Raw genomic sequence first — 25209 nt, 5'->3', positions numbered from 1 at the left:
GCACCCAAGGCCTCCGTGCCCCGGGTGCCGGCGTTCGGCCGTGCAGCCGTGCGGCCCGCCCTCAGAACCAGCCGACCAGGCGGATGACGCCGAGCACCAGCAGCCACCCCAGGAGCAGCGCCAGCACCACCAGGGCCGCGCAGCCGAGCGTCTGCGAGCCGCCGGACGCCTGCTCGGCCGCCGCCCGACCCGCGAGGGCCCGGACGTCCTCCCACCCGACGGCCCGGCCGGTGGCCTCGCCCGCCGCGGCCCGGATCTCGGCGAGCCGGGCGCGGGCGACGTCGGTGCCGGCGGCCTGCTCCGGCCCGCGCCAGCCGAGGGCCAGCATCCGGTCCAGCGGATCCGGGTGGCGCGCCTCGAAGGCCGCGACCTCGGCGGGATCGCGGTCCGCCTCCAGGTACGTCCAGCGCCCGGCCTGGACGGGCTCGCCGTACCGCCGGTACACCTCGCCGAGCCGGCGGCGCACCGCGAGGTCGGCCGGGTACGAGCCCACCAGGCCGCGCAGCCGCTGCCGGGCCAGCGGTACCCGGCCCGCTGCGAGGTCCGCGTCCACGGCGGCGAGGGTGGACCTGATGCTCATCGGCACATGATCGGCCCTGGCACCCGGGTGATCAAACGCCTTTCCCGGTCATCCGTACAGCTCGGCGAGGCGGGGCAGCCGGGCGGCGAGTTGGGCGTCGTCGTCGAAGTCCAGCGCCTCGGCCGGGCCGAGGTCCGGAAGGTGGATGGTGAAGGAGTCCTCGGGCAGCTCCGCGCCGGTCGCCGCGAGGTGGGCGTCCCAGGCGATGCCGAGGGCGTCCTCGCACTCCAGCTCCTCCTCCTCGGCGGCCGCCGCCCGCACGGCGGGCCACTGCGCCAGCGTGTCCGGCTCCCGGACGGCCCGCTCGAAGGTCTCGCGGCCCTGGAGGATCAGCCAGCCGCGGAAGTAGTCGAAGCCGTCGTCCGAGCAGCCGCCGTTGATCAGGTAGGCGGCCGCCCACAGCGGATCACGGTAGGAGTCGGCCATCAGGTCCCAGAACACCTGCTGGGCCGCGACGATCTCCTCGCGCGGCCGGGCCGCCAGCAACGCGGTGGCGCGGGCGGCCACCGCCTCACCGTCGTCGTGGTCCGAGACGCTGCCGCGGGCCTGCTCGATCAACTGCCAGAACTCGTCCCTGTCCATGCGGCAGATCATGCCGCCCGGCACCGACAGCCGAACGGTCTCGGCGGGCCGGGCACCCCGGCCTCCTGGGGCTGACGGGTGTTCAGCAGAGCTGCCACCGTGGGGAGCCGGCCCGTTCACCGCTCCGGCAGACTGTGCGATCGATCGCCCGCTGGGGTCGGGCACGACAAGGGGGCGGGGGCAATGTGGGGTCGGGGGACCGTGCTCGGAGGGCGTTACACCCTGCTCGAGCGGATCGGCGGCACCGGCTGGGGCGCCACCGTCAACGTCGGCGACAGCCTCAAGCTGGGGCTGGCCGACGACAACCTCTCCGGCGGCAACGCCGCAGTGATGGGCGGGGCGACCGCCTACGGCTGGATCCACACCGTCCCGAGCAGCTGGCACCACTTCAACGCGTGCAACCTGAGCTCCCCCGAGCTGGTCCAGGAGCAGGACGACAGCGTCGACCTGTCCGGCGGCTTCAGCTTCCTCAACAACTGGAAGGTCGACCGCGCGACCACCGCGGGCGCCTACACCCTCGAGGACTACATGGGGTACACCTGCCTGACCGACCACGGCGCGGGCAACCGGGTCACCATGACCACCTGTACCCCGGGCAACAAGTCCCAGGAGTGGAAGATCCCCTGAGGCGTCCTGGTCAGCCCGGGTCGGGCGCGGTGCGGACGGCGGCGTCGATGCCGGCCAGCGCCATGTCCAGGCCGAGTTCGAACTGGCGGTCGCGGGCGGCCGCGACGCCACCCTCGACCTCGGGGCGGATCCAGTCGGCGTTCTCCAGGAAACGGGCGTCGGCCCGCTCGACGATGCCGTACACGGACTTGTGCAGCTCGTCCTCGGTCGAGCCGGAGTCGCGGACCCGCACCAACCACTGCGCCTCGCCCAGTGCGAAGCCGTACGCGAACTGGAGGACCAGGCCGAGTGCCGCCCCCAGCGCGTCGCCGGACAGGCCGCTGCGGGCCACCGTGCCGACGGCACTGGTGGAGAGGAACAGCGCGTTCGGCCCCAGCGCCAGGAACCGGCCGGACAGCTGGGCGGCCCAGGGGTGCCGCTGGAAGCAACTCCGGTACTCGCGGGCCAAGGTCCGCAGGTGCGCGCGCCAGTCGCCGTGCTCGCCCAGCGGCGGGATCCGCATCTCGCCGAAGGCCGCGTCGAGCGCCAGTTCCAGCAACTCGTCCTTGTTGTCGACGTACCAGTAGACCGACATCGGGGTGACGTCGAGCTCACCGGCCAGCTTGCGCATCGAGAACGCCGGCACGCCGTCGGCGTCGAGCAGTGCGAGGGCCGCGCGCACGATCCGCTCCCGGCTGAGCCCGGTGGGCGCGCTGCCCCTTCGGCGGGCCTTGGGCGGGGCCACCCAGATGCTGACGCCGGGGTCGCGGGGCTGGTCGGCCATGGTCCGGTCCTTCGGTGATCGCTGCACGGCCGCCGGGGAGCGGCCGTGCAGCGATCGTAGATGGCCGCTCAGCCCTGCTGGGCGACCGGCTCGACCGGCCCGGGCGCCGCGGCCGCCCGCTGCTGCGCGGCCCGGCTCAGCAGCCAGGCGGCGACCAGGCCGCCCAGCAGCACCGCGACGGCGCCGATCAGCTGGCCGGCCGTCAGGCTGTCCGCGAAGGCGGAGCGGACCTGGGAGGCGGCCGACGGGCCGGCGGCGGCCAGCGCGTCCGGGAGCGAGCGGGCGGCCGAGTCCGGCAGGCCCGCCGGCAGCGAGCCGGCGAATCCGGCGGTGAGCACCGCGCCGAGCACCGCGACGCCGAGCGAGTTGCCCAGCTCACCCAGGGTGCCCATCAGTCCGGAGCCGATACCGGCTTTCTCCGGCGGGATCGAGGTCATCACCGCACCGGCCATGGCGGGTTGGGCGCAGGCCACACCCGCACCCATCAGCACCAGGCCCAGCAGGATGCCGGGGTAGGAGCCGCCGTGCCCGAACTCGGCGATCGCGGCCAGGCCGGCCGCCAGCAGGGCCAGACCGGTGGCCACGGCGACCGGCGGGCTGAGCCGGGAGGTCAGCCGGATGCCCGCGCCGGTGAGGTTGAGCGCGACCACGGTGAGGGCCATCGGGGCGGTGCGCAGCCCGGCCGCGAGCGGGGCGTAGCCGAGCACGAACTGCAGGTGCTGGGTGAGCAGGAAGAGCGAGCCGCCCATCCCGAAGCTGACCAGCACGCCGCCGGAGACGGCGCCCCGGAAGCGGGCGTCACGGAAGAACTCCAGGTCCAGCAGGGGGTGTTCGATCCGGCGCTCCCACAGCCCGAAGGCCAGCAGGAAGAGCAGGCCGAGTCCGAAGGGCAGCAGGGTGCGGGGCGCGGTCCAGCCGCTGCCGGGGCCCTGGATCACCGCGTACACCAGGCCGACCAGGCCGGCCGTGGAGAGCGCGGCGCCGAGCAGGTCGGGGCGGTCGCCGCGCGGGTCCTTGGACTCGGGCACCAGCCGGGCGACGGCGATCAGGCCGAGGACGGCGACCGGCAGGTTGACCAGGAAGACCGCGCCCCACCAGAAGTGGGCGAGCAGCAGCCCGCCGATCACCGGCCCGAGGGCCACGCCGAGCGAGGCCACGGCCGTCCAGGCGGCGATGGCCTTGGGCTGCTCGTCCTGGTCGAAGGTGCGCACCACGATGGCCAGGCTGGTGGCCAGCAGCAGGCTGCCGCCGACGCCCATGCCCGCGCGGGCCGCGATCAGCTGCCCGGGGCTGGCCGACAGTGCCGCCCCGAGCGAGCCCACCCCGAACAGGGCGAGGCCGAGCAGCTGCACCTTCTTGCGCCCGTACCGGTCGGCGAGCCCGCCGGCGGCGATCAGCAGGCCCGCCTGGGCGAGCGAGTACGCGCCGATCGCCCACTGGGTCTGCGCGGTGGTCGCACCGAGCCCCTCGGTCAGCGAGGGCACGGCGACATTGAGGATGGTGTTGTCGAGCACCACCACCAGCTGGGCCAGGCAGATGACGGCGAGGATCAGCCAGCGGTCCGGTCGACGCTCGGGCTGGGGCATGCCCACTCCCCTTTCGTTCTACGGCGTATAAGACTTGTACACCGTAGAAGAACCTCCCGGCGGGTGCCAGCCGTTTTCCGGCGGGGCCCGGGTGCGGGCCCGACCGCGCGCCGTCCGTACGAGGTGCCGATCCGACCGCGGGGTCGGCGCGGCGACATCGTGAGGTTCACCCCGCCCGGGTCGTTCGGCCCCGGCCCGTACCTCCAGCGGGTGGTCGGTGCGGGCGGCGACGAGCTGTCCAGCGATGCGGCCGGCTTCCTGATGGGCGACAACCGGCCGAACTCGCTCGACTCCCGCTACTACGACGACAACGGCCACCAGGGCCCATCGCCGGCCAGGACGTGCGGAGCCGGCTGGTCCGGAGCCCGGGGGTGTTCGGGTTGGCCCCGGCCCCGCTCCTGACCTTCGCCGCCGGACTGCTGGTCACGGCCGTCGGCATGGTGGGGCTGCTGATCGCGGTGCTGGTGTCGTCCCGCGGGCGGAAGAAGACTGTCCTTCTGGTGGCCTGACGGATTGTCATGCATTCGGCACCGGTTGGTGGCCGGTTCGCCCACGGTTCACCGCGGGGAGGGGACGGACGCCCTAGGGTGCGGGTCGGAATGCGCCGGCCCGCCAGCAGGGAGTGCAGCACATGACGAACCGTCCGACCGGGGAGAACTCCTCCCGCCGCTCGTTCCTGCGGGCCACCGGGGCCGTCGGCCTCGGGGTCGCCGCGCTCGGCACCGCCGGGGTGCCGCAGGCCGCCGCCGACGGCCTCACGGACGGGCAGCCGGCCGCCGGCACCCGCCCGCCGGTGCGCACCGGAACCGGCCTCGACCGGCTGCCGCACCCGCTGGTCATCGGCCACCGCGGCGCCAGCGGCTACCGCCCCGAGCACACCCTCGGCTCGTACGAGCTGGCGCTGGAGCTGGGCGCCGACGTCATCGAGCAGGACCTGGTGCCGACCAAGGACGGCCAGCTGGTGGTCCGGCACGAGAACAACATCGCGGAGACCACCGACGTCGCCGACCACCCCGGCTTCGCCGCCCGCAGGACCACCAGGACGGTCGACGGTGTGACGCTGACCGGCTGGTTCACCGAAGACTTCACCCTCGCCGAGCTGCGCACCCTGCGCGCCAAGGAGCGGCTGCCGCAGCAGCGCCAGCGCAACACCCTCTACGACGGCCGCTGGCCGATCCCGACCTTCCGCGAGGTCACCGAGTTCGCCGCCCGCCGCTCGCGCACCCTCGGCCGCGAGGTGTGGCTGTACGTCGAGACCAAGCACCCCAGCTACTTCCGGTCGATCGGCCTCCCGCTGGAGGAGCGGCTGGCGGACGAGCTGCGCCGGGCCGGCCTGGCGGGCCGCCAGGGCCGGGCGATCCTGCAGTCCTTCGAGCCCAGCAGCCTGCAGCGGCTGGCGAAGCTGGTCGGCAACCCCCGGGTCCAGCTGCTCGGCGGGGCCACCACCCGGCCGTACGACTTCGTGCTGGCGAACGACCCCCGGACGGTGGCGGACCTGGTCACGCCGGACGGGCTGCGCTGGCTGGCCGGCTTCTCGCACGGCATCGGTCCCACCACCGAGCTGATCGCCCCGACCGACCCGGCCACCGGCAAGCTCACGACGCCGACCACGCTGGTCGCGGACGCCCACCGGGCCGGCCTGGTGCTGCACCCGTACACCGTCCGCAACGAGAACGGCTTCCTGCCCGCCGACTTCCGCCGGGGCACCGACCCGGCCGCGTACGGCGACTCGATCAGCTGGGCCAAGCGGCTCTACGAGCTCGGCGTGGACGGCTTCTTCACCGACAACAGCGACACCACCGTGCTGGCCCGCGGCGACTTCTGGGCCTCCCGCGGGGTGAGCTGACGCTCCGTCCGGCCGGCCCCCGAACCGAGGCTTCGGCCGGGGGCCGCGCCGTCCCCCGAACCGGTGGCTCGCTACGGCGGCACGCATGCGAACGGCGGGCAGGTGGAAGAGGTGGCGGAGAAGACCACCAGCTAACCACGGGAGCGCCCATGACCACCGACGACTTCGTCCTCGACGTCACCAGGATCCGCGAGGACGCCCGCCGGAAGATGTCGGAGGGCCCGGTCACCGGTTCCTACGGGCTGGACACCGACAAGGTGATCGCCATCCTCAACGACGTGGTGGCGACCGAGATCGTGTGCTGGCTGCGCTACACCCGGCACGCGATCTCCGCCACCGGCATCGACCGCGCCCAGGTCGCGGCGGAGTTCACCGAGCACGCCGCCGCCGAGATGCAGCACGCGCTGCGGGCCGCGGAGCGGGTCTCCCAGCTGGGCGGCCAGCCGGACTTCGACCCGGCGACGCTGGTGCAGCGCGCCCACACCGACTACACCACGCCGGACGAGAAGGACCTCAAGGCCATGCTGGAGCACAACCTGCTGGCCGAGCGGATCGTGATCTCGGCCTACCAGGAGATCGCCCGCTGGCTCGGCGACCACGACCCGACCACCCGGCGGCTGATCGAGTCGATCCTGGAGGAGGAGGAAGAGCACGCCGACGACCTGACCGACCTCCTGGCGGCATGACGGGCGCCGCCCCGCATTCAGGCCCGCGCGCAGGCCCGCGTTCAGGCCCGGGGACCGGCGGCATGGAGCCCGGTGGCCCGGGCCGCGAGGACGGTGACGTCGTCCGAGTGCCGCCGGTGCCGGAGCCGGGCCATCAGCCGGTCGCAGAGCTCGGGCAGCGGCACGGTGGCCAGACCGGCGGACAGCTCCAGCAGCGAGGCCAGTCCCTCGTCGATGTGCTCCGCCCGGCTCTCCACCAGTCCGTCGGTGAACAGCACCAGGGTGTCCCCCGGCAGCAGCCGGGTGGTCAGGGTCCGGTACACCCCGCCGCCCACCCCGAGCGGCACCCCCGGCTCCACCGCGAGCAGCTCGGGGGGCTGGGACGCCCCGAGGAGGACGGGCGGCGGATGGCCGGCGTCGGCCACCTGGAGCTCGCCGGTGGCCGGGTCGAAGATCGCGTAGAGCGAGGTGGCGATCTGCGGGCCGAGCCCCTCGGTGATCCGGTCGAGATGGTGCAGCAGCCGGGCCGGCGGCAGACCGAGCCCGGCCAGGGTGTACGCGGCGGTCCGCAGCCGGCCCATGGTGGTGGCGGCCTCGATCCCGCTGCCCATCACGTCGCCGACCGCCAGCGCCGTCCGGCCGCCGGCCAGCGCGATCACGTCGAACCAGTCCCCGCCGACCTCGTCCGCCTGGTCGGCCGGCTGGTAGCGGTACGCGATCTCCAGCCCCGGCCGGACGGCTCCAGGGCTGGGCAGCAGCCCGCGCTGGAGGGTGACCGCGGTGTTGCGGGCCCGCTGGTACCAGCGGGCGTTGTCGATGGCCACCGCCGCCCGGGCGGCCAGCTCGGTCGCCAGCAGGACGTCGTCCTCCTCGATCGGATCGGGGTTGGCGGCGCGCTTGAGGTCGAGCACCCCGAGCACCTCGCCCCGGGCGATCAGCGGCACGGCCAGGTAGGAGTGCACCCCGGCCTCGGCGAGCAGCGCGGCCGCCTCCGGGCTGCGGGCGATCCGGGCCAGGTCGCCCGGGCCCAGGGTGCGCAGGTGCACCGGCCGGCCGGTGCGGGCGCACCTGGTCACCAGGCGGTCCTCGCCGTACTCGGCCGCCTCGCCGGGCGGGTCGGCGGCCTCGATGGCGGGGCCGGGGTGCTCGGCGGCGACGGCGAGCGCGCGGAAGCAGGTGCCGCCCTCGGTGGCCTCGGAGCGGCGGTGCCCGGGCAGCAGCGCGTCGATCACGTCCACCGCGGCGACGTCCGCGACCACCGGGACGCACAGCCGGGCCAGCTCCTCGGCGGTCCGCGCCAGGTCGAGCGTGGTGCCGATGCGCAGCGAGGCGTCCGCGACCAGCGCGAGCCGGCGGCGGCCGCGCTCCAGCTCCAGGTGCTCGCGGTGGCGGTCGGTGACCTCGACGGCCGAGGCGGCCAACCCGAGCACCGTGCCCTGGGCGTCCTCGAGCCGGTAGAAGGAGACCGACCAGGCGCGGGCCGCGGTGCCGTCGGCCCGGGCGGGCGTGGTACCGGTGCGGTCCAGGATCGGCTGTCCGGTGGCCAGCACCTCGGCCGCGGCCGTCAGGAACTGCGCGCGGTCCAGGAAGGGCAGCGCCTCGGCGCCGCTGCGTCCGACGAAGCGGGCGGCCGGGCCGCCGTTGACGGCCGTCAGCGCGGGGTTGACCGCCACGCAGCGCAGCTCGGTGTCCATCACCGCGAGGCCCACCGGCGTCTGCGAGACCAGCCGCGCGGACAGCGCCAGATCCCGCTCCAGGCGGACGGCCGCGGCCCGGTCGGAGACCAGGCCGAGGACGTAGGGGCGGCCGAGCGCGTCGTGCAGGCGCATTGCGCGGACCTCCGAGAGGGCCGTGCCGCCGTCCTTGCGCCGGACCGGGAAGCCTCCCTCCCAGTGGCCGGCGCCGTGCATGACCACCTCGAAGAGCCGTCGCACCTCGGTCGTGTCGGAGTCGGCGGCGAGCAGCCGCAGCACGCTACGGCCGAGCACCTCCGCGGGCGCGTACCCGAACAGCCGCTCGGCCTGCGGGCTCCACAGGGCGATCCGCCCGCGGGCGTCCAGCACCACCGCCGCCACCCCGAGGTCGTCGAGCACCGGCAGCGGGCGCCGCGCGGGCGCGCCGGCGGGCGTCCGGAGTTTCGGCTGCGGCGGCGACTCGGGCCGCGACCGCGGCCGTGGGCGGGCAGGCTTCATGGCGCCCCTCTCCTCGGCAGGCTCCGGTACGCCTCTACCCCGATCACACCTGGTCAACCGGGCCAGCCGCACAGGCGTCCGAGCCGGCGGCCCGGGGCGGCCCCGGGCGGTTGCCGCCGACCGGCGTCCGCACGCCCCCGCCCGGCGCGCCGCGGAGGCTACTCCTGCGCCTTCGGGGGCCGGCCGCGGGCGGGGATCCGGGGCACGCCGCCCGGCATCCGGCCGGCGTCCGTCAGCGCCCGCCGGAGCAGGAACTCGATCTGGGCGTTGGTGCTCCGCAGCTCGTCGGCGGCCCACCGGGCGAGCGCGTCGTGGACGGCCGGATCCAGCCGCAGCAGGATCTTCTTGCGCTCCGTCGCCACCTGGCTCCCTCTCCTACTGGTACAGCGAACCGGTGTTGACCACGGGCTGGGTGCCGCGCTCCGCGCAGAGCACCACCAGCAGGTTGCTCACCATCGCGGCCTTGCGCTCCTCGTCCAGCTCGACCACATTCTCCTCGGCGAGCCGCTCCAGTGCGAGGTTCACCATGCCGACCGCGCCCTCCACGATCAGCCGGCGGGCCGCCACCACCGCACCGGCCTGCTGACGCTGCAGCATCACCTGGGCCACCTCGGGCGCGTAGGCGAGGCGGGTGATCCGCGACTCGACCACCCGCACGCCGGCCGAGGCGACCCGGGCGTCGATCTCGGCGGAGAGGGTGCGGGTGATCTCGTCGGCGCTGTCGCGCAGCGACATCTGCCCCTCGGCGTGGGCGTCGTACGGGTAGCTGTTGGCGATGTGCCGCACGGCGGTCTCGGTCTGGATGGCGACGAACTCGACGAAGTCGTCCACCTCGTAGACGGCCTTGGCGGTGTCCTCGACCTGCCAGACCACCACCGCGGCGATCTGGATCGGGTTGCCGTCCGCGTCGTTGACCTTGGCGGTCTCGGTCTCGTGGTTGCGGATCCGGGTGGAGATCGGCCGGCGGCCGGCGAACGGGTTCAGCCAGGTCAGCCCGTCGGCCCGGACGGTGCCGCGGTAGCGGCCGAGCAGCTGCACCACCCGGGCCTGTCCGGGGGCGACGGCGGTCAGGCCGCGGCAGAGCACCAGGCCGGTCACCAGGGTCAGCGGCCCGAGCACGACCAGGGTGACCCCGAGCGCGGATCCGCCGTTCGCCTGGACGACGGCACCCGCGACCAGCAGGCCGATGCCGGCGAGGACGGTGAGCAGGCTCAGCGCGAGCATGGGCAGCCCGGGTGCTCCGGTGATCACCCGTTCGGTGACCTTCGGGGCGGGCATCTCGACGGCGAGGCCCTCGGCCGGTGCGGGATCGGCAGGCTGGACGGCCACGGTGGGCACTCCTTCGGTGGTGCGGCAGATAACTAGCATACTGATATCACTTATTGCTTCGGGCGTCGAGATGTCGGCCCCGGCCGCGGGCCGCAGGATGGTGGGTGACCGGCCGTCCGGGCCCGCGAGCCGAGGAAGTGACCCGTGCACACACCCCTCGCCGTGCTGTTCGCACTGCTGACCACCTGCAGCAACGCGCTGGCGACGGTGCTCCAGCGCAAGGCCGCGCAGCGGGTGCCGGTGAGCGGCAGGCTGGGCCGGGGCCTGATGTCCGCCCTGGTCCGCCAGCGGGTGTGGCTCGCCGGTATGGCGGCGGTCGGCGCCGCGGCCTGCTTCCAGGCCCTGGCCCTGGCCAACGGGGCGCTGTCGGTGGTGCAGCCGGTGTTCGTCCTGGAACTGCCGATCGCGCTGCTGCTGGCTGGGGCGATCCTGCACCGCCGGCTGCCCCGGGAGGTCTGGTGGGCGGCGGCCGGCGTCACGGTCGGGCTCGGCCTGGCGCTGTGGGCGGCCGCCCCCACCCCCGGCGGCACCGAGGCGCCGACGACCCGCTGGCTGATCGCGCTCGGCTGCTGCCTCGGGGCCGCCGCGGCACTCACCGCCACCGCGGTGCGGCGCGCCCCGGGGGCCGGCCGGGCGGCCTGCCTCGCCCTGGCCGCCGCGCTCTGCTACGCCCTGACCGCGGCGCTGCTGAAGTCGTCGGCGCAGACCTGGAAGGCGGACGGCGTGGCGGCGTTCTTCTCGGTCTGGCAGACCTACGGCTTCGCGGCGGTGGGCGTGCTGGCCCTGTTCCTGCTGGAGAACGCGCTGCAGTCGGGCCCGCTGGCCTTCTCCCAGCCGGCCCTCACCCTGGGCGACGCCTGCACCAGCGTGGCCCTCGGCGTGCTGCTGTTCGGGGAGCGGCTGCGGACCGGCTGGTGGCTGCTGCCGGAGGCGGCCGGGCTGGCGCTGATCCTGCTCGGGATCGTGCTGCTCAGCCGCTCGGCCGCGGCCCGCACCCTGATCACACCCGCGCCGCCGGCGCCCGCCCCGGGACCCGGTCGGGCCACTCCCGATCGCGGTGCGCGCTGACCGGGTGTGACTGTAGGGGGACGAGGCAGGGGACGGCTCTGCACTGGACCTCCGGGTGGATTCGTGGACAGAAAGTACGTGGGAACGCAGGCCGGCCCGCTCGGCCGCCGGCGCCGGACGCTGACCGCCCTGGTGCTGGCGCTGGGCGGGCTCGGGGTGGTCGTGGCGTGCAGCTCCTCCGGCGGTTCGAGCAGCCCGTCCTCCGCCACCTCGGCCTTCTCGCCGAATCCGTCCGCCTTCTCCTCGGGCGCCTCCGCGCTCGGCTCGCTGGCCTCCTCAGCCAAGGCCTCGGTCTCCTCGGCCGCCGCCTCACTGTCCGCCGGCGCCTCCTCGTTCGCCGCCTCGGTCTCCGCCCAGGCCGGGGAGAACCGCGCGGCGGCCGAGTCGGCGCTCGCCACCGTCACCGGCAGCGGGAACGTGACCTCCGGCATCACCATCACCGGCCTGCCCAAGGCCACCACGGGCGGGCTGAACGCGGCCCTGGTCACCATCGTGAACACCACCTCCGGCACCGCCAGCTACGCGGTCCGGGTCAACTTCTCCGACGCCTCGGGCACCGTGGTGGACAGCACCGTGGTGAGCCGCCAGAACGTCGCGGCGGGCGCGACCGCCACGGTGACCGCCTTCAGCACCCAGTCCCCCGATCAGGCGCTGATCCCCACCGTCGCCCAGGCACAGCGCTACTGATCCGCCCCGCCGCCGCACCGCGCGGAGTGACGGACTACGGGGTGGAGCCTGGCGCGCGCCGCGACCCTCCCGGCAGACTCCGAGCCGGAGCGGAGGAGGCGCACGGATGCAGGAGACCAGGACGAGGACCTCACGGCGGCCCGCGGCCGCCTGGCCGGTGGTGCTGTGGCTCGCCGCGGGCCTGGCGCTGGACGGACTGCTGACCGTCTGGCGGTAGCCACCCGGTTACGAGAACTACTGTCGAGTAGCTCTGTTTCGGCCGAGTTCATCTGATGCTCGACCGGTGTCTTGAAGGACGTGGACCAGCGCGAGTTGACTGAACAACACCTCGTCGCGTGACGAACCCTCGACAAGACAACAGCGGAGCATCGATGCCCCTGCCCACGAGCCGTCGCACCCCCCGTCTGGCCGCCGCCGTCTGCACCGCGGCCGCGCTGCTGACCCCGCTCGCCGCCGCCCCGGCGTCCGCCGCCACCGCCGAGAGCGCCCCGCTGACCGCGCCGCCGCTCGACGTGCTGACGTACAACGTGTTCCTGATGAGCAAGAACCTCTACCCGAACTGGGGCCAGGACTACCGCGCCCAGGCGATCGCGGGGGCGGACTTCTTCCAGGGCCACGACGTGGTGGTGCTCCAGGAGGACTTCGACAACGCGGCCTCCGACGCGCTCGCCGCCAAGGCCTCGGCGGCCTACCCGTACCAGACCCCGGTGGTCGGCCGGTCCAAGAGCGGCTGGGACGCCACCAGCGGCAGCTACAGCGCGACCACGCCCGAGGACGGCGGCGTGACGCTGCTCAGCAAGTGGCCGATCCTGCGCAAGGAGCAGTACGTCTTCAAGGACGCCTGCGGCGCCGACTGGTGGTCCAACAAGGGCTTCGTGTACGCGGTGCTGAACGTCAACGGCCTGCGCACCCACGTGATCGGCACCCACCTGCAGTCCACCGACTCGGGCTGCTCCAGCGGCCAGCCGGCGACCGTCCGGGCCGCCCAGCTGAACGCGATGCGCGCCTTCGTCGACGCCAAGCAGATCCCGGCGAGCGAGCCGATCGTGCTGGCCGGCGACCTCAACATCAACTCGCACGACTCCGAGTACCCGGCCCTGCTGGCCAACGGCAACCTGGCGCCCGCCTCGCAGCGGACCGGCTGGACCAACTCCTTCGACACGGTCGACAACTCGATCGCGGCCTACCGCTACCCCGGTGAGCCCAAGGAGGACCTGGACTACGTGCTCTACCGGGCCGACCACGCCCGCCCGCAGCAGTACACCAACCAGGTGTACCGCTACCACAGCTCGCCGTGGACGGTGAGCAGCTGGGGCACCAGCTACACCTACAACGACCTCTCCGACCACTACCCGGTGATCGCCGGCTGACCCCGCGGCACCCGGCCCCGCCCCCGGCCTCGGGCGGCGCGTCCTGCAGGCGCCCGGGGCCGATCCGGGGGAGGGTGGACGCATGGCCTGTCCGCCGAGCAGCGCGGGAGGTGCCGCGGCGTGATCGACCACCGCGCGTACCCCGTCGATCCCTGGTGCCTGCGCGAGAACGCGCTGCACCTCGAGGTGCTCGCCCAGAGCGAGTCGCTGTTCGCGCTCTCCAACGGCCACCTCGGCTGGCGCGGCACCCTGGACGAGGGCGAGCCGGCCGGCCTGCCGGGCAGCTACCTCAACGGCGTCTTCGAGCGGGTGCCCGGCGGCGCCGGGGAGCCGGGCCGGCGGGTGGCGGACATCCCGGACGGCCGGCTGGTCCGGCTGATGGTGGACGACGAGCCCTTCGACCTGCGCTACGGGCGGCTGCACCGCCACCACCGCACCCTCGACCTGCGCACCGGTGTGCTGGAGCGGGCGGTCGAGTGGAGCTCGCCCTCCGGCCGCACGGTGCGGATCGCCTCCTCCCGGCTGGTCTCGCTCAGCCAGCGGGCGATCGGCGCGCTCTCCTACCGGGTCGAGCCGGTGGACGGACCGGCCCGGGTCGTCCTGCAGTCCGAACTGCTGGCCGGCTCGCCCGCGCTGGAGCCGGAGGCCGCGGAGGCGGCGGGCACCCGGCTGCACCTGATGCACCGCACCCGGCAGAGCGGGCAGCGGATCGGCGTGGCCGCCGAGCACACCGTGGCCGGGCCGGACGGCACGGCCACCGCCGTGGAGTCGGGCCCCGAACTGGCCCGGCTGACCGTGACCTCCGCGCTGCGGGCGGGCCAGAGCCTGGGGCTGGAGAAGCTGGTCGCGCACGGCTGGTCGGCGGTGCGCTCGCGGCACGCGGTGCGCAGCCAGCTGGACGCGGCGCTCGCCAGGGCGACCGCGACCGGCTGGGCCGGGCTGGTGGCCGAGCAGCGGCAGGTGCTGGCGGCCTTCTGGAACAAGGCCGATGTGGAGCTGGAGGGCGACGCGGAGATCCAGCAGGCGGTCAGGTTCGCGCTGTTCCAGCTCTACCAGGCGGCCGCCCGGGCCGAGCAGCGGGCCGTCGCGGCCAAGGGGCTGACCGGCCCCGGCCACGACGGGCACTGCTTCTGGGACACCGAGACGCACGTGCTGCCGGTGCTCACCTACACCGCGCCCCAGCTGGTCGCCCAGGCGCTGCGCTGGCGGCACAGCACCCTGCCGGCGGCGCGCCGGCGGGCCCGGGCGCTCGGCCTGGAGGGGGCCGCGTTCCCCGCCCGGACCATCGACGGCGAGGAGTGCGCCACCCACCTGCCGGCCGACGCGTCCGCCTTCCACGTCAACGCCGGGGTCGCGGATGCCTTGGCGCACTACACCGCGGCCACCGACGACCTGGTGCTGGACCGCGAGGCCGGGCTCGAACTGCTGGTGCACACCGCCCGGTTGTGGCGCTCGCTGGGTCACCACGACCCGGCCGGCACGTTCCACCTGGACGGCGTCAGCGGACCGGACGAGTACAGCGGCGACGCGGACGACAACCTCTACACCAACCTGATGGCGCAGCAGAACCTGCGGGCCGCCGCCGACGCGGCCGAGCGCAACGCCGACCTCGCGGTGGCCCTCGGGGTCAGCGACGAGGAGACCGCCGCCTGGCGGGACGCGGCCCTGCACCTGGCGGTGCCCTTCGACGAGCGGCTCGGCGTGCACGAGCAGTCGGCCGGCTTCACCCGCCACCAGGTCTGGGACTTCGCCGGCACCGGGCCCGGCGAGTACCCGCTGCTGCGCCACCACCCGTACTTCCAGCTCCGGCGCCGGCAGGTGGTGCAGCAGCCGGACCTGGTGCTCGCGCTGTACCGGCGCGGGGAGGCCTTCGGGCCGGAGCAGAAGGCCAGGGACTTCGCCTACTACGAGGCGCTGACCGTCCGGGACTCACCGATCGCGGCGGGTGTGCAGGCGGTGCTGGCGGCGGAGACCGGGCATCTGGCGCTGGCGTACGACTACCTGGCCGAGACAGCGCTGCTGGACCTTGACGGCACCGTGCACGACCTGCGCGACGGGCTGCGGCTGGCCGCCCTGGCCGGGGTCTGGCTGGCGCTGGTGGCCGGATTCGGCGGCCTCAGGCACCACGGCGACACCCTGGCGTTCGCACCGCGGCTGCCCGCGCAGCTGGCCCGGCTGGCCTTCACCGTGCAGTTCCAGCGGCGGGTCCTGCGGGTCGAGACCACCGCGGCCGAGACCCGCTACAGCCTGCTGGAGGGCGCCGAGCTCCAGCTGTGGCACCACGGCGAGCCGCTCACGGTCGCCCGCGACGAACCTGCGGTGCGGCCGGTGCCGCCGCTGCCGGACCGCCCCGCCCCCACCCAGCCGGCCGGTCGCCGGCCCCGCCACCGGCGCCGGTCCGAGGACCGGGCCCGGACCGAGGAGTGACACCCATGCCCATCGCCACCGTCGACCCGGCCACCGGCGAGACCCTGGAGACCTTCGAGCCGCTCGACCAGCCGGCGCTGGAGCTGCGACTGGCCCGTGCCGAGGCCACCTTCGCGCAGTACCGGACCACCTCCTTCGCCGAGCGGTCGGCGCTGCTGCGCCGCGCCGCCGACCTGCTGGACGAGGACCGGGAGTCGATCGCCCGGACCATGACCACCGAGATGGGCAAGCCGATCGGGGCCGCCCGCGCCGAGGCGGCCAAGTGCGCCAAGGCGATGCGCTGGTACGCGGACCGGGCGGGCGATCTGCTGGCGGACGAGCACCCGGACCAGGCCGACGTCGCGGACTCCGGCGCCCGCGCCGCGTACGTGCGCTACCGGCCGCTGGGCGTGGTGCTGGCGGTGATGCCGTGGAACTTCCCGCTCTGGCAGGTGGTCAGGTTCGCCGCGCCGGCGCTGATGGCGGGCAATGTCGGGCTGCTGAAGCACGCCTCCAACGTGCCGCGGACCGCGCTGTTCCTGGCGGAGCTGTTCGCCCGGGCGGGCTTCCCGGTGGGCTGCTTCCAGACGCTGCTGATCGAGTCGGGCGCGGTGGAGGCGGTGGTCCGGGACCGCCGGGTGGCCGCGGTGACGCTGACCGGCAGCGAGGGCGCGGGCCGGGCGGTGGCGGCCGCGGCCGGCGACGAGGTGAAGAAGACGGTGCTGGAGCTCGGCGGCAGCGACCCGTTCCTGGTGCTGCCCTCGGCGGATCTGCCGGAGGCGGTCAGGTGGGCGGTCACCGCCCGGGTGCAGAACAACGGCCAGTCCTGCATCGCGGCCAAGCGCTTCATCGTGCACGCGCAGGTCTACGACGCGTTCGCGGCCGCCTTCACCGAGCGGATGCGGGCGCTGAGGGTCGGCGATCCGCTGCAGGAGGAGACCGAGGTCGGGCCGCTGGCCACCCGTCAGGGGCGGGCCGACCTGGAGGAACTGGTGCAGGACGCCGTCGAGCGCGGGGCCGTGGTGGAGTGCGGCGGCGGGCGGCCGGACGGCCGGGACGCCGGCTGGTACTACCGGCCGACCGTGCTCAGCGGGATCACCCCCGAGATGCGGATCCACCACGAGGAGGCGTTCGGACCGGTCGCCACGCTCTACCGGGCGCAGAGCCTGGACGCGGCGATCGCGCTGGCCAACGACACCCCGTTCGGGCTGAGCTCCAACGTCTGGACCGCCGACCCGGACGAGCGCGAGCGCTGCGTCCGGGACCTGCAGGCGGGCGGGGTGTTCTTCAACGGGATGACCGCCTCGCACCCCGCGTTCCCGTTCGGCGGCATCCGGCGATCCGGCTACGGGCGCGAGCTGTCCGCCCACGGCATCCGGGAGTTCTGCAACATCACCACCGTGTGGCTCGGGCACTGAGCGGCGTATGCCGAGCGACGGACTCAGGCGGCTCGGTGCTGCTGTTGCCCGAGCCTGGGGTGCCCGACCAGCCAGCCGGCCGTCAGCACCACCGTGACCAGCCAGATCAGGCTGAGCACGGCCAGCGCCACCGGGTTGTCCAGCTGGACCACCACTGCCGTGGTGCCGATCGCCAGGCCCAGCCAGAAGACCACGGCCAGCACCGGCGTGTGGCGCAGCGCGGTGGTGAACCGCTGGAGGGGTCCCGGCCGCTTGTGGGCCGGGCCCCGCGGCTGTCGGGTGCTCTCCGCAACTGCCATCGCGCCCACCTCCAGGACGTCCGGTCCGCCCCCTTGACCACCATAGGTCCACCCGGGTGAAGCGGCGTGCCGAGCGGTGCGGGCCGCGGTACGCGTTCCGGTTGTGAGAGTCCGGTGCATTCCTCCGGGAGCAGCCGAGGGGCGGCCCGGGCGGGCCCGTAGCTTGGCCTGATCCGCATGCGACACACGGGGAAGGTGCGGCCATGGGGGACTACTTCAGAGTCGAGGTGCAGGACCTGGATCGGCTGCTGCAGCAGCTGAAGCAGAGTCAGGAGGACCTGCGGTCGGCGTTGGACGCGATGCGTGACACCGGGCCGCGGACCACCGGCAGCAAGACCCTCGACCACGCCTGCGACGAGTTCCACGACAGCTGGGACGACGCCATCAAGAAGATCGCCGACGGCACGGCCCAGCTGGAGGGCCGGCTCCAGGAAACCCGCAAGGGCTACGCGGAGACCGAAGAGGCGATCCGGAGCGCGTTCACGGGGGCCGCGGCATGAGCGAGGACGCGAACTTCCCCGCGCTGGGGTTCGATCCCGCGCCCGGCCGGGTGGACAGCGTGGAGCAGCTGGTCTCCCGGCTGAACTCGACCGCGGGCTCGCTGGAGAGCGCGCACCGCACCCTGGTGGCGGTCGGCCAGGGCGGCGCCAGCTGGCAGGGCGACGCGGCCAAGGCCTTCGCGGGCAAGGTCGGCGAGCTGCCGAAGATCATGCAGGACAGCGTGGACGCGGTCCGGTCGGCGGCCGGCCAGCTGGACAGCTGGAGCCGGCAGCTCACCGGCTACCAGGACACCGCCAAGCGCTACGAGTCGGCCGCCCAGGACGCCAAGCAGCGGATCGAGTCCGCCGAGTCGCGCAAGGACGAGGCGACCTCGCGCTACAACCGGGCCGCCGAGGACCCGGCCTTCCGGCTCGCCGGCCGGTTCTTCACCGACGACCGGGAGCTGGCCGACGCCCAGTCGAAGATCACCGCCGCCTCCCGGCAGCTGGACGAGGCCAACGACCGGCTGGAGAGCGCCTCCCACGAGCTCGCGCAGATCCAGGACGAGCTCGACGACATCGTCAAGCAGGCCAAGGAACTCCTGGAACACCATCAGGACGACGCCGAGAAGGCCGCCAAGGCGCTGCGCAAGGCCAACCACGGCGCTCCGCACACCAGTGTCTGGAGCAGGATCGGCGACGGCTTCAAGAAGGTCGGCAACTCCATCAGGGAGTGGGCCACCCAGCACGCCGACCTGCTCAAGAAGATCGGCGACATCGCCGGCGCGGCCTCCGCCGTGCTGGGCATCGCCGCACTGGCGACCATGTGGTGCCCGCCGCTGTCCGCGGCCCTCGGGGCCGGCGCGGCCGGCGCCTCGGTGGTCGCGCTCGGCGCCCACGGGCTGGCCAAGCTGGGTGGTGCCAACGTCAGTTGGAGCACCATCGCACTGGACGGGGTGGGCGCGCTGCCGTTCGTGGGCACCGCCGTCAAGGGGGTCAAGGGAGTGGGCATGGGCGTCAAGGCGATCGCCGCCGAGCGCTCCATCGCGGCCGGCGGCGTGAAGCTGGCGGAGGCGGGCAACGCCATCACCAAGGCCGCCGAGGGCGGCACGCTGATGCACAAGTTCGGCCTCGGCCCGCTGCTCACCAAGACCCCGCTGCGCAAGCTGCCCGGCATCGCCGACAGCCTGGACGCGGCCGGGAAGCTCAGCCCGCAGTCCTGGTGGTCGCGCGGCATCCAGATCGGCATCAAGGGCACCGGCCTCGGCATCAACGCGCCCAAGCTGTACCACGAGTTCGTCCCCGGAGCCGCGTGATGACCACCGTCGAAGAGCCCGTGGCCGCCGAGGACGACATCCGGTGGGAGGTGCCGGTCTTCTTCCACTCGCTGGGCCTCGCGCTGCCCGAACCGGAGCGGGCGGCGCACCTGGCCGAGATCGCCGCCGAGATCTGGTCCGGCGGCACCGCGTACCAGCGCGAGACCGTGGCCGGCTGGTACGGGGAGATCGCCGCGGACGCCGCCGAGGACGGCGCGGTCTACGCGGGGCTCAGCCTGCTGGGCACCGAGGACGACCGGATCACCGCCGCGACCCTGGTGATCCTGGCGGAGGAGGCCGACACCGCGGATCCGGAGGTGGCCGCCGCCGCCCTGGTCGAACTGCTCTCGCTCGACCCGGCGCACGAGGTGATCCGCACCGAGATCGCCTGCGGCCCGGCGGTGCTGGTGGTCTCCGGCACGGTGCTGGACCTGTCGGGCCGGGCCGGCGACGGCGGTACGGCCTCGCTGGAACTGGCCCAGGCCGAGGTGTACGTCCCCGTCCCCGGCGCGGACACCCTGGTCGTGTTCCGGCTGAGCACGCCCTCGCTGCCGGAGTTCCCGGAGTACGTCACCATCCTGGCCCGGATGGCGGACACCGTCACCTACCGCGGGCCCGGCGCGCGGGCGCCCGAGGCCGCCCTGCCGCAGCAGGCCAGGATCACGAAGGCCTTCGGGTGAGCGCCCCCGGCACCACCGGTACGCCGTACGACCCGCCGCCGCCCGGGACGGACCTCGGCCCGCTGCCCCGGCGGTCGGCCCTCGGCCTGGCGCTGCAGTTCTGGCTGCAGTGGCTCTGGCTGGTGCCCTGGGGCGTGCTGGTCGCGCTCTACTTCCTGGGCGCCCTGCTCGGCGCCGGCGGGGACTCGGTCGGCCCGAACATCGTCCGCTCCACGCTGACCCCGCGCCGCTACCGGCTGGAGCGGCGCGGCGGCCCCCAGGAGTGGGAGGCCTTCGCCGCGGCCGAGCTGGAGCGGGTGGGCGCGCCGGCGCTGGCCCGGGAGCGCGAGCGGCGGGCGGCCAACGCGGCGGGCCGCAGCCGCTACCGGCATCCGGAGACCGACCCGCAGGTGCGGATCCGCAGCCGCTCCTACCGGGGCATCGGCGCGGGCGGCCTGGCCGCCCTCGCCGCCCGGCAGGGCTGGCAGGTCGACTGGGCGAGGACCCGCCCGGCCGCGGAGGTCCGGCTGGTCCACCGGGGGCCACTGGGCGGCTGACCGGGTTGCCCGCCCGGCCGGCCGGGTACGGCTCGCGGGTGGAGAATCCTCCGACGCCGATGCTGGCCACCGCGAGCGACCGGCGGGCGTTCGACGGCGACTGGCTGCTGGAGCGCAAGCTCGACGGCATCCGGGCGCTCGCCCGCCGGGACGCCTCCGGGGTGCGGCTGTACTCGCGCACCGGCAAGCCGCTGGGCGAGCGCTACCCGGAGCTGGTGGCCGCGCTGGCCGGTCAGCCGGTGGCCGAGTTCACCGTGGACGGTGAGATCGTCGCCCTGGCGGGCGGTGCCACCAGCTTCGCCCGGCTGCAGCAGCGGATGCAGCTGCGCGACCCGCGGGCCGCCGAGGGTGCCGGGGTGCCGGTCACCTACTTCCTGTTCGACCTGCTGGGGCTGCTCGGGCACGACACCACCGCCCTGCCGCTGACCGACCGCAAGGAGCTGCTGCGGGAGTCGATCGTCTACGGCGACCGGCTGCGCTACACCGAGCACCGGCGGGCGGACGGGCCGGTGCCGCTCGCCGAGGCCTGCGCCCGCGGCTGGGAAGGGCTGATCGCCAAGCGCGCCGGCAGCCGCTACCTGCCGCGCCGCTCGGGCGACTGGCTGAAGCTGAAGTGCGAGCAGGGGCAGGAGTTCGTGGTCGGCGGCTTCACCGACCCCGCCGGCAGCCGGATCGGGTTCGGCGCCCTGCTGCTCGGCTACCACGAGGACGGGCGGCTGAGGTACGCCGGGAAGGTCGGCACCGGCTTCGACACCAGGACCCTGACGGCGCTGCGCGAGGTGCTCGACGGACTGGCGCGGCCGGACAGCCCGTTCGGCGATCCGGTGCCCGAGCGCCGGCCGCACTGGGTGGCGCCCCGGCTGGTGGCCCAGGTCGGCTTCACCGAGTGGACCAGGGACGGCCGGCTGCGGCAGCCACGCTTCCTCGGCCTGCGGCAGGACCGCCCGGCGGGTGAGGTGGTCCGCGAGCGGCCCGGCCCCGTCTGACGCCGCCGCCCGCGGCGGGGCGTGACCCGTCCGACGGCGTCCGGGTGCGCGACCGGGCGGCTGCGCCTAGGTTGCGGCTGGGGGGTGGTCCTACGAGAGGTGGAGACGTCCATGGCAGGGAAGTTCGAGATCTACCAGGATTCCGCGGGCAACCACAGGTTCCGGCTGAAGGCGGCCAACGGGGCGGTCGTGGTGACCGGTGACCCCGAGGAGTCGCCGGAGAAGTGCCTGAAGAGCATCGAGTCGCTCCGCAAGCTGGCGCCGTACGCGCAGGTCCAGGAGGTCCCGGAGGTTCAGGCGATGTCCTGAGCGCCCTGAGTGTCCCGGCCGGGCCGACCACCGCGGAGGTGGTCGGCCCGGCGGCGTGCCGGGGGCCGGGCAGACGCATGGGATCTCCGCGAAAGCCTCACAGGTGGCACCTGTCGAGCGGGTCGATGCCGTGCGTAGGGTCCATGACAGGTCTCGCGAGGGACGCGAGCGGCACCATCAGAGGCGATACCGGAAAGCTCACATGGACCAGGGCACACCGCTCAACTACTGCGTACCGTGCCGGCGGCACCTGAACGGCGCGTACTCCTGCCCCGGCTGCGGGGCACCCGCGAGCGCCGCCGTACCGCAGCCGGCCGCCGGGCCCGCCGTCGAACCCCGACCGGCGGGGCGGGCCCGTCGACGGACCGGGCGCGGGCGCCGGCTGGTCCTGGTCACCGCGGCCGGGCTGGTGATCGGCGGCGCCGGGGTGGTGGCGCTGGCCGCGCCGCAGGACACCGGCACCGCGCGCCCCGGCAGCGCACCGACCGAGGAGCACCCGGTGCAGACCATGCCGAGCCTGACGCCGGCCTCCGCCAGCACCGCCCCGGCCTCCTCCGCGGCCCCCAGGCCGAGTCGCAGCGCCAAGCCGAGCGCCTCCTCCTCGGGCCCGGCCGCCAGCACTCCCCCGGCCGCCAGGCCGAGCGAGGCGCCGAGCAGCGCCGCACCCGCGCCGACCACCGCCGCACCGACCGGGCGGCCGACCGGCGGTGCGTCGCCCTCGCCCACGTCGACCTGCAAGCCGTTCCTGTTCTGGTGCACCTGACCGCTCGCGCCGGGCGGCCTCAGGCCCGGGCCCCGAGCAGTTCGGCGAGCACGGCCAGGTGGCTGAGCTCCGGTTCGCGGGTGGCCGTCAGCAGGGTGAGCGGCCCGGCGGCGGCCAGCGCGCGCAGCCGCTCCAGTGCCCGGGCGGCCCCGCCGTCGGCCAGCTCGGCCCGGTAGCGGGTGCGGAACTCGCCGTACCGCTCGGGCCGGTGGCCGTACCAGCGGCGCAGCTCGGTGCTCGGGGCGACCTCCGGCAGCCACTCGTCGAACGCTCCCGCGTCCTTGCGCAGGCCGCGCGGCCACAGGCGGTCCACCAGCACCCGGTGGCCCTCCCCGGCGGCCGGGTCGGCGTAGATCCTGCGGACCGTGACGCCCACTCGTCCTCCTCGGTCGGCTCGCACCCCTTCGCCATCCTCGCGCGGAGATCACCGGGATGCCTGCGTGCGCGCCGCGGTCTCCGGCATGCTGGGCGGGACGGGTCGAGGACAGGGGGCGCGATGACGGACCATCCGGCGGGCGGCGACGGGCGGGATCTGCTGGCGGCGGCCGGGGTGCTGTTCACCGACGCGCAGGGGCGGCTGCTGGTGGTGCGGGTCTCGTACGCGGCCGAGCATCCGGTCGAGGTACCCGGCGGTGGCTGGGAGGAGCAGGACGGCTCGCCGCGGGCGACCGCCGTCCGGGAGATCGAGGAGGAGCTGGGCCTCACGCCCCGGCTCGGCGCGCTGGCCTGCCTGGACTGGTCGCTCGACACGGACCGGCCGCCGATCGCCTCCTTCCTCTACTGGGCGGACCCGCTGACCGAGGCCGAGCTGCGGGCGCTGCGTCTGGAGGAGGCCGAACTCGGCTGGTACGGCTACCTCTCGCCCGAGCAGGCCGCCTCCGCGCTGCCGCCGATGCTGTCCCGCCGGGTGACGGCCTGCCTGCGGGCGCCGCGCTCGGCCGGGCCGCTGGAGCTGGCGGTGGGCCACCCGGTCGGCCACACCCTGGCGCACCTGGCGTCCGCTCCCCCGCCGCCGTACACCGGGCCCGCCGGCCTACCTCCGCTGGCCGACGAGCGGCCGCCCCCGGCACCACCGCTGGACCGCGAGACCTGGATCGCCACCCGGGCCCGGATCCGGGCCAAGGCGCGGATGCTGTTCACCGATCCGGACGGCCGGGTGCTGCTGGTCCGCCTGCACCCGCGGCCGGGCGACCGGCGCCCGTACTGGGTGCTGCCCGGCGGCGGGATCGAGGCCGACCGCGAGCTGCCGCGGCAGGCCGCCCGGCGGGAGATCCGCGAGGAGCTCGGCTGGGACTGCGAACCCGGCCGGCTGCTGGTGCTGGACTGGCTGCCGGGCCACCCGGGCAGCCACCCGCAACTGGTCCACGTCTTCGACGGGGGCGTCGTCACCCCCGCCCGGCTGGCCACCGCCACGCTGCCCGAGGACGAGGTGGCCCAGGCCCGGCTGGTCACCCCCGAGCAGGCCCGCGAGCTGCTCTCCGCCCCCGCCTGGGCCCGGGTCGCCGCCGCGCTGGCGGCGCGGGAGCGGGCGGGCGGACCGGCCGAGCTGGTCCGGGGGGCACCCGCCGGCGAACCCGCCTGATGGCGGGGTGCGGGCAGCCCCGAAGGCGGGGACAATGGACCGTCCCGGCGGCGGCGGAGGAGGTGCGCGAGGATGGCGAGCGGTCCGATCGAGTCCGTGCTGTGCGGGCAGCGGGTGGAGGCTGTCGACGGCGGCTACCGGCTGCGGGTCGAGCTCACCGAGGGGCTGGCCGTGACGGTGCACAACGACTTCCGGCTGTCCGGCCCCCGCGCGGTCCAGCACTACTACCCCGGGCTGACGATGGCGCCGGCCGCCGGCCTCACCGGGCTGGTCGGCACGGTGGTCACGGCCGTCCGGGTCAGCCTCGCCGGCACGTTGGAACTGGACTTCGACAACGGGCGCACCATCGCCGTCCCACCCGAGCTCGGGCCCGGCGGCCCGGCGGAGGCCTGGCGGGTCAGCGGCCCGGCCGGACCGCTGTTCACCTCGGTACCGGGCGGCTACCTGAGCGTCTGAAACCGGACGGCCGGCCCGCGCGGGCCACGGGCCGGCCGTCATCCGAACAGGTGCGGGCAGCCTGTCGCGGTACCGCCCACGGCCCGGACAGGACAGGATGTCCGTCGACACTCACCCACTCGACGGGAAGGCCCCCGTTTTGGCAACCGACTACGACGCCCCGCGCAACAACAACGAGGAATCGGACGACAGCATCGAGGAGCTGAAGAGCCGCCGCAACGACAAGTCGACCGGCTCGGTCGATGCGGACTTCGAGGCCGTCGAAGGCCTGGAACTCCCCGGCGCGGACCTCTCCGGTGAGGAGCTCACCGTCCAGGTGCTGCCGGAGCAGCAGGACGAATTCACCTGCGCCACCTGCTTCATGGTGCACCACCGCAGCCAGCTCGCCGGCAAGGACAGCAAGGGCCGGCCGATCTGCAAGGAATGCGCCTCCTGACGGACGGGCTCGTCGCCCGCCCCCGCGGCAGCCGCGGCGGGGCCGGGTCACGGCGGGCACCGGCCCGGCCGGCGCGCCGGGCCATGGTCAGGATTCCTGGTCATGGCCCGCGGGGCCGGCCCGGACCGTCCCGCCGCCGAACGGCTGCTCCGGGCGGGCTCGACCGGTGCTGACCGGTGCCGGCGGTCCACCTCTAGGATGTGTGATCGACCACAGCCGGGGAGGCCTGTGGCAGGGGGATGCGGGGA

29 protein-coding genes are annotated in these 25209 nt (G+C 74.7%); 19 read left to right on the top strand and 10 right to left on the bottom strand.

The window, feature by feature from the left end; translation table 11 throughout:
- Positions 1-61 precede the first annotated feature (61 nt).
- Entirely contained in the window at positions 62-580 is a 519-nt protein-coding gene (locus AB0K43_RS02265; protein ID WP_363634847.1) for a DUF6584 family protein, read from the bottom strand.
- 48 nt (positions 581-628) lie between these two features.
- Entirely contained in the window at positions 629-1162 is a 534-nt protein-coding gene (locus AB0K43_RS02260; RefSeq protein ID WP_363634845.1) for a DUF4240 domain-containing protein, read from the bottom strand.
- Positions 1163-1363: 201 nt separating this feature from the next.
- On the opposite strand from AB0K43_RS02260, the gene AB0K43_RS02255 reads away from it, so the two are divergent.
- A complete protein-coding gene (locus AB0K43_RS02255) occupies positions 1364-1789 on the top strand; it encodes a hypothetical protein (RefSeq protein ID WP_363634843.1) in 426 nt (141 codons plus the stop codon).
- Positions 1790-1799: 10 nt separating this feature from the next.
- Here AB0K43_RS02255 and AB0K43_RS02250 read toward each other — a convergent pair whose 3' ends face one another.
- Positions 1800-2552, bottom strand: a complete 753-nt coding sequence (locus AB0K43_RS02250; RefSeq protein WP_363634841.1) for a TetR/AcrR family transcriptional regulator — start codon at positions 2550-2552, stop codon at positions 1800-1802.
- Between the two features lie 68 nt (positions 2553-2620).
- Positions 2621-4138, bottom strand: a complete 1518-nt coding sequence (locus AB0K43_RS02245) for an MFS transporter (RefSeq protein ID WP_363634839.1) — start codon at positions 4136-4138, stop codon at positions 2621-2623.
- A 159-nt stretch (positions 4139-4297) separates the two neighbouring features.
- Here AB0K43_RS02245 and AB0K43_RS02240 point away from each other — a divergent pair, with 159 nt between their 5' ends.
- The 4 genes from AB0K43_RS02240 to AB0K43_RS02225 all read left to right on the top strand — a co-directional run bounded on the left by AB0K43_RS02240 (position 4298) and on the right by AB0K43_RS02225 (position 6670).
- On the top strand, positions 4298-4540 hold the full coding sequence (locus AB0K43_RS02240; protein WP_363634837.1) for a hypothetical protein: 243 nt from the start codon (positions 4298-4300) through the stop codon (positions 4538-4540).
- Positions 4519-4647 (top strand): hypothetical protein, encoded by a 129-nt coding sequence (locus AB0K43_RS02235; protein WP_363634835.1) that lies wholly within the window; start codon positions 4519-4521, stop codon positions 4645-4647. Before AB0K43_RS02240 ends, AB0K43_RS02235 begins: the two co-directional genes overlap by 22 nt.
- A 122-nt stretch (positions 4648-4769) precedes the next feature.
- Positions 4770-5984: a glycerophosphodiester phosphodiesterase gene (locus AB0K43_RS02230; protein WP_363634833.1), complete on the top strand. Its 1215-nt coding sequence runs from the start codon at positions 4770-4772 to the stop codon at positions 5982-5984.
- 149 nt (positions 5985-6133) lie between these two features.
- Entirely contained in the window at positions 6134-6670 is a 537-nt protein-coding gene (locus tag AB0K43_RS02225) for a ferritin-like domain-containing protein (protein WP_363634831.1), read from the top strand.
- A gap of 41 nt (positions 6671-6711) precedes the next feature.
- Here AB0K43_RS02225 and AB0K43_RS02220 read toward each other — a convergent pair whose 3' ends face one another.
- The 3 genes from AB0K43_RS02220 to AB0K43_RS02210 form a co-directional block, all read right to left on the bottom strand.
- The gene (locus tag AB0K43_RS02220) at positions 6712-8841 is read right to left on the bottom strand and encodes a SpoIIE family protein phosphatase (RefSeq protein ID WP_363634829.1); all 2130 of its coding nucleotides are present in this window, start codon (positions 8839-8841) and stop codon (positions 6712-6714) included.
- Positions 8842-8999: 158 nt separating this feature from the next.
- On the bottom strand, positions 9000-9203 hold the full coding sequence (locus AB0K43_RS02215; protein WP_363634827.1) for a hypothetical protein: 204 nt from the start codon (positions 9201-9203) through the stop codon (positions 9000-9002).
- A 13-nt stretch (positions 9204-9216) separates the two neighbouring features.
- Positions 9217-10119, bottom strand: coding sequence for an SPFH domain-containing protein (locus tag AB0K43_RS02210; RefSeq protein WP_363635255.1), 903 nt, complete (start codon positions 10117-10119; stop codon positions 9217-9219).
- A gap of 195 nt (positions 10120-10314) precedes the next feature.
- On the opposite strand from AB0K43_RS02210, the gene AB0K43_RS02205 reads away from it, so the two are divergent.
- The 5 genes from AB0K43_RS02205 to AB0K43_RS02185 all read left to right on the top strand — a co-directional run bounded on the left by AB0K43_RS02205 (position 10315) and on the right by AB0K43_RS02185 (position 17119).
- Positions 10315-11238 carry a DMT family transporter gene (locus tag AB0K43_RS02205; protein ID WP_363634825.1) on the top strand — a complete coding sequence of 308 codons (924 nt, stop codon included), beginning with the start codon at positions 10315-10317 and terminating at the stop codon, positions 11236-11238.
- Positions 11239-11301: 63 nt separating this feature from the next.
- Positions 11302-11925 (top strand): FxLYD domain-containing protein, encoded by a 624-nt coding sequence (locus AB0K43_RS02200; RefSeq protein WP_363634823.1) that lies wholly within the window; start codon positions 11302-11304, stop codon positions 11923-11925.
- A gap of 371 nt (positions 11926-12296) precedes the next feature.
- Positions 12297-13295 (top strand): sphingomyelin phosphodiesterase, encoded by a 999-nt coding sequence (sph, locus tag AB0K43_RS02195; RefSeq protein WP_363634821.1) that lies wholly within the window; start codon positions 12297-12299, stop codon positions 13293-13295.
- A 120-nt stretch (positions 13296-13415) separates the two neighbouring features.
- Positions 13416-15722, top strand: coding sequence for a glycosyl hydrolase family 65 protein (locus AB0K43_RS02190; RefSeq protein WP_363634819.1), 2307 nt, complete (start codon positions 13416-13418; stop codon positions 15720-15722).
- A 5-nt stretch (positions 15723-15727) separates the two neighbouring features.
- Complete coding sequence (locus AB0K43_RS02185) at positions 15728-17119, top strand: NADP-dependent succinic semialdehyde dehydrogenase (protein ID WP_363634817.1); 1392 nt, start codon at positions 15728-15730, stop codon at positions 17117-17119.
- A gap of 23 nt (positions 17120-17142) precedes the next feature.
- On the opposite strand, the gene AB0K43_RS02180 is transcribed toward AB0K43_RS02185, so the two are convergent.
- Positions 17143-17418: a hypothetical protein gene (locus AB0K43_RS02180; RefSeq protein WP_363634815.1), complete on the bottom strand. Its 276-nt coding sequence runs from the start codon at positions 17416-17418 to the stop codon at positions 17143-17145.
- Positions 17419-17621: 203 nt separating this feature from the next.
- Here AB0K43_RS02180 and AB0K43_RS02175 point away from each other — a divergent pair, with 203 nt between their 5' ends.
- From AB0K43_RS02175 to AB0K43_RS02150, 6 genes are all read left to right on the top strand, one after another.
- Positions 17622-17918, top strand: coding sequence for a hypothetical protein (locus AB0K43_RS02175; RefSeq protein ID WP_363634813.1), 297 nt, complete (start codon positions 17622-17624; stop codon positions 17916-17918).
- Positions 17915-19213, top strand: a complete 1299-nt coding sequence (locus AB0K43_RS02170) for a putative T7SS-secreted protein (protein ID WP_363634811.1) — start codon at positions 17915-17917, stop codon at positions 19211-19213. Before AB0K43_RS02175 ends, AB0K43_RS02170 begins: the two co-directional genes overlap by 4 nt.
- Positions 19213-19893: a hypothetical protein gene (locus AB0K43_RS02165; protein ID WP_363634809.1), complete on the top strand. Its 681-nt coding sequence runs from the start codon at positions 19213-19215 to the stop codon at positions 19891-19893. Before AB0K43_RS02170 ends, AB0K43_RS02165 begins: the two co-directional genes overlap by 1 nt.
- Positions 19890-20429, top strand: a complete 540-nt coding sequence (locus AB0K43_RS02160; RefSeq protein WP_363634807.1) for a hypothetical protein — start codon at positions 19890-19892, stop codon at positions 20427-20429. Before AB0K43_RS02165 ends, AB0K43_RS02160 begins: the two co-directional genes overlap by 4 nt.
- A gap of 59 nt (positions 20430-20488) precedes the next feature.
- Positions 20489-21415, top strand: coding sequence for a non-homologous end-joining DNA ligase (gene ligD, locus AB0K43_RS02155; protein WP_363635253.1), 927 nt, complete (start codon positions 20489-20491; stop codon positions 21413-21415).
- Between the two features lie 111 nt (positions 21416-21526).
- The gene (locus AB0K43_RS02150; protein ID WP_363634805.1) at positions 21527-21724 is read left to right on the top strand and encodes a DUF1508 domain-containing protein; all 198 of its coding nucleotides are present in this window, start codon (positions 21527-21529) and stop codon (positions 21722-21724) included.
- Positions 21725-21949: 225 nt separating this feature from the next.
- Here AB0K43_RS02150 and AB0K43_RS02145 read toward each other — a convergent pair whose 3' ends face one another.
- A complete protein-coding gene (locus AB0K43_RS02145; RefSeq protein WP_363634803.1) occupies positions 21950-22462 on the bottom strand; it encodes a hypothetical protein in 513 nt (170 codons plus the stop codon).
- A gap of 44 nt (positions 22463-22506) precedes the next feature.
- The gene (locus AB0K43_RS02140) at positions 22507-22863 is read right to left on the bottom strand and encodes a DUF488 family protein (protein WP_363634801.1); all 357 of its coding nucleotides are present in this window, start codon (positions 22861-22863) and stop codon (positions 22507-22509) included.
- Between the two features lie 120 nt (positions 22864-22983).
- Here AB0K43_RS02140 and AB0K43_RS02135 point away from each other — a divergent pair, with 120 nt between their 5' ends.
- From AB0K43_RS02135 to AB0K43_RS02125, 3 genes are all read left to right on the top strand, one after another.
- Positions 22984-24069 carry an NUDIX hydrolase gene (locus AB0K43_RS02135; RefSeq protein WP_363634799.1) on the top strand — a complete coding sequence of 362 codons (1086 nt, stop codon included), beginning with the start codon at positions 22984-22986 and terminating at the stop codon, positions 24067-24069.
- 72 nt (positions 24070-24141) lie between these two features.
- Positions 24142-24525: a DUF6188 family protein gene (locus AB0K43_RS02130; protein ID WP_363634797.1), complete on the top strand. Its 384-nt coding sequence runs from the start codon at positions 24142-24144 to the stop codon at positions 24523-24525.
- A 139-nt stretch (positions 24526-24664) separates the two neighbouring features.
- On the top strand, positions 24665-24961 hold the full coding sequence (locus AB0K43_RS02125; protein WP_350640198.1) for a DUF4193 domain-containing protein: 297 nt from the start codon (positions 24665-24667) through the stop codon (positions 24959-24961).
- Positions 24962-25209: the final 248 nt, after the last annotated feature.

The sequence above is a fragment of the Kitasatospora sp. NPDC049258 genome, from assembly GCF_040678895.1.
Lineage (GTDB): Bacteria > Actinomycetota > Actinomycetes > Streptomycetales > Streptomycetaceae > Kitasatospora.
Note: the sequence above shows the minus strand (reverse complement) of the source record. Positions and strands in the feature narration are given on the sequence as shown.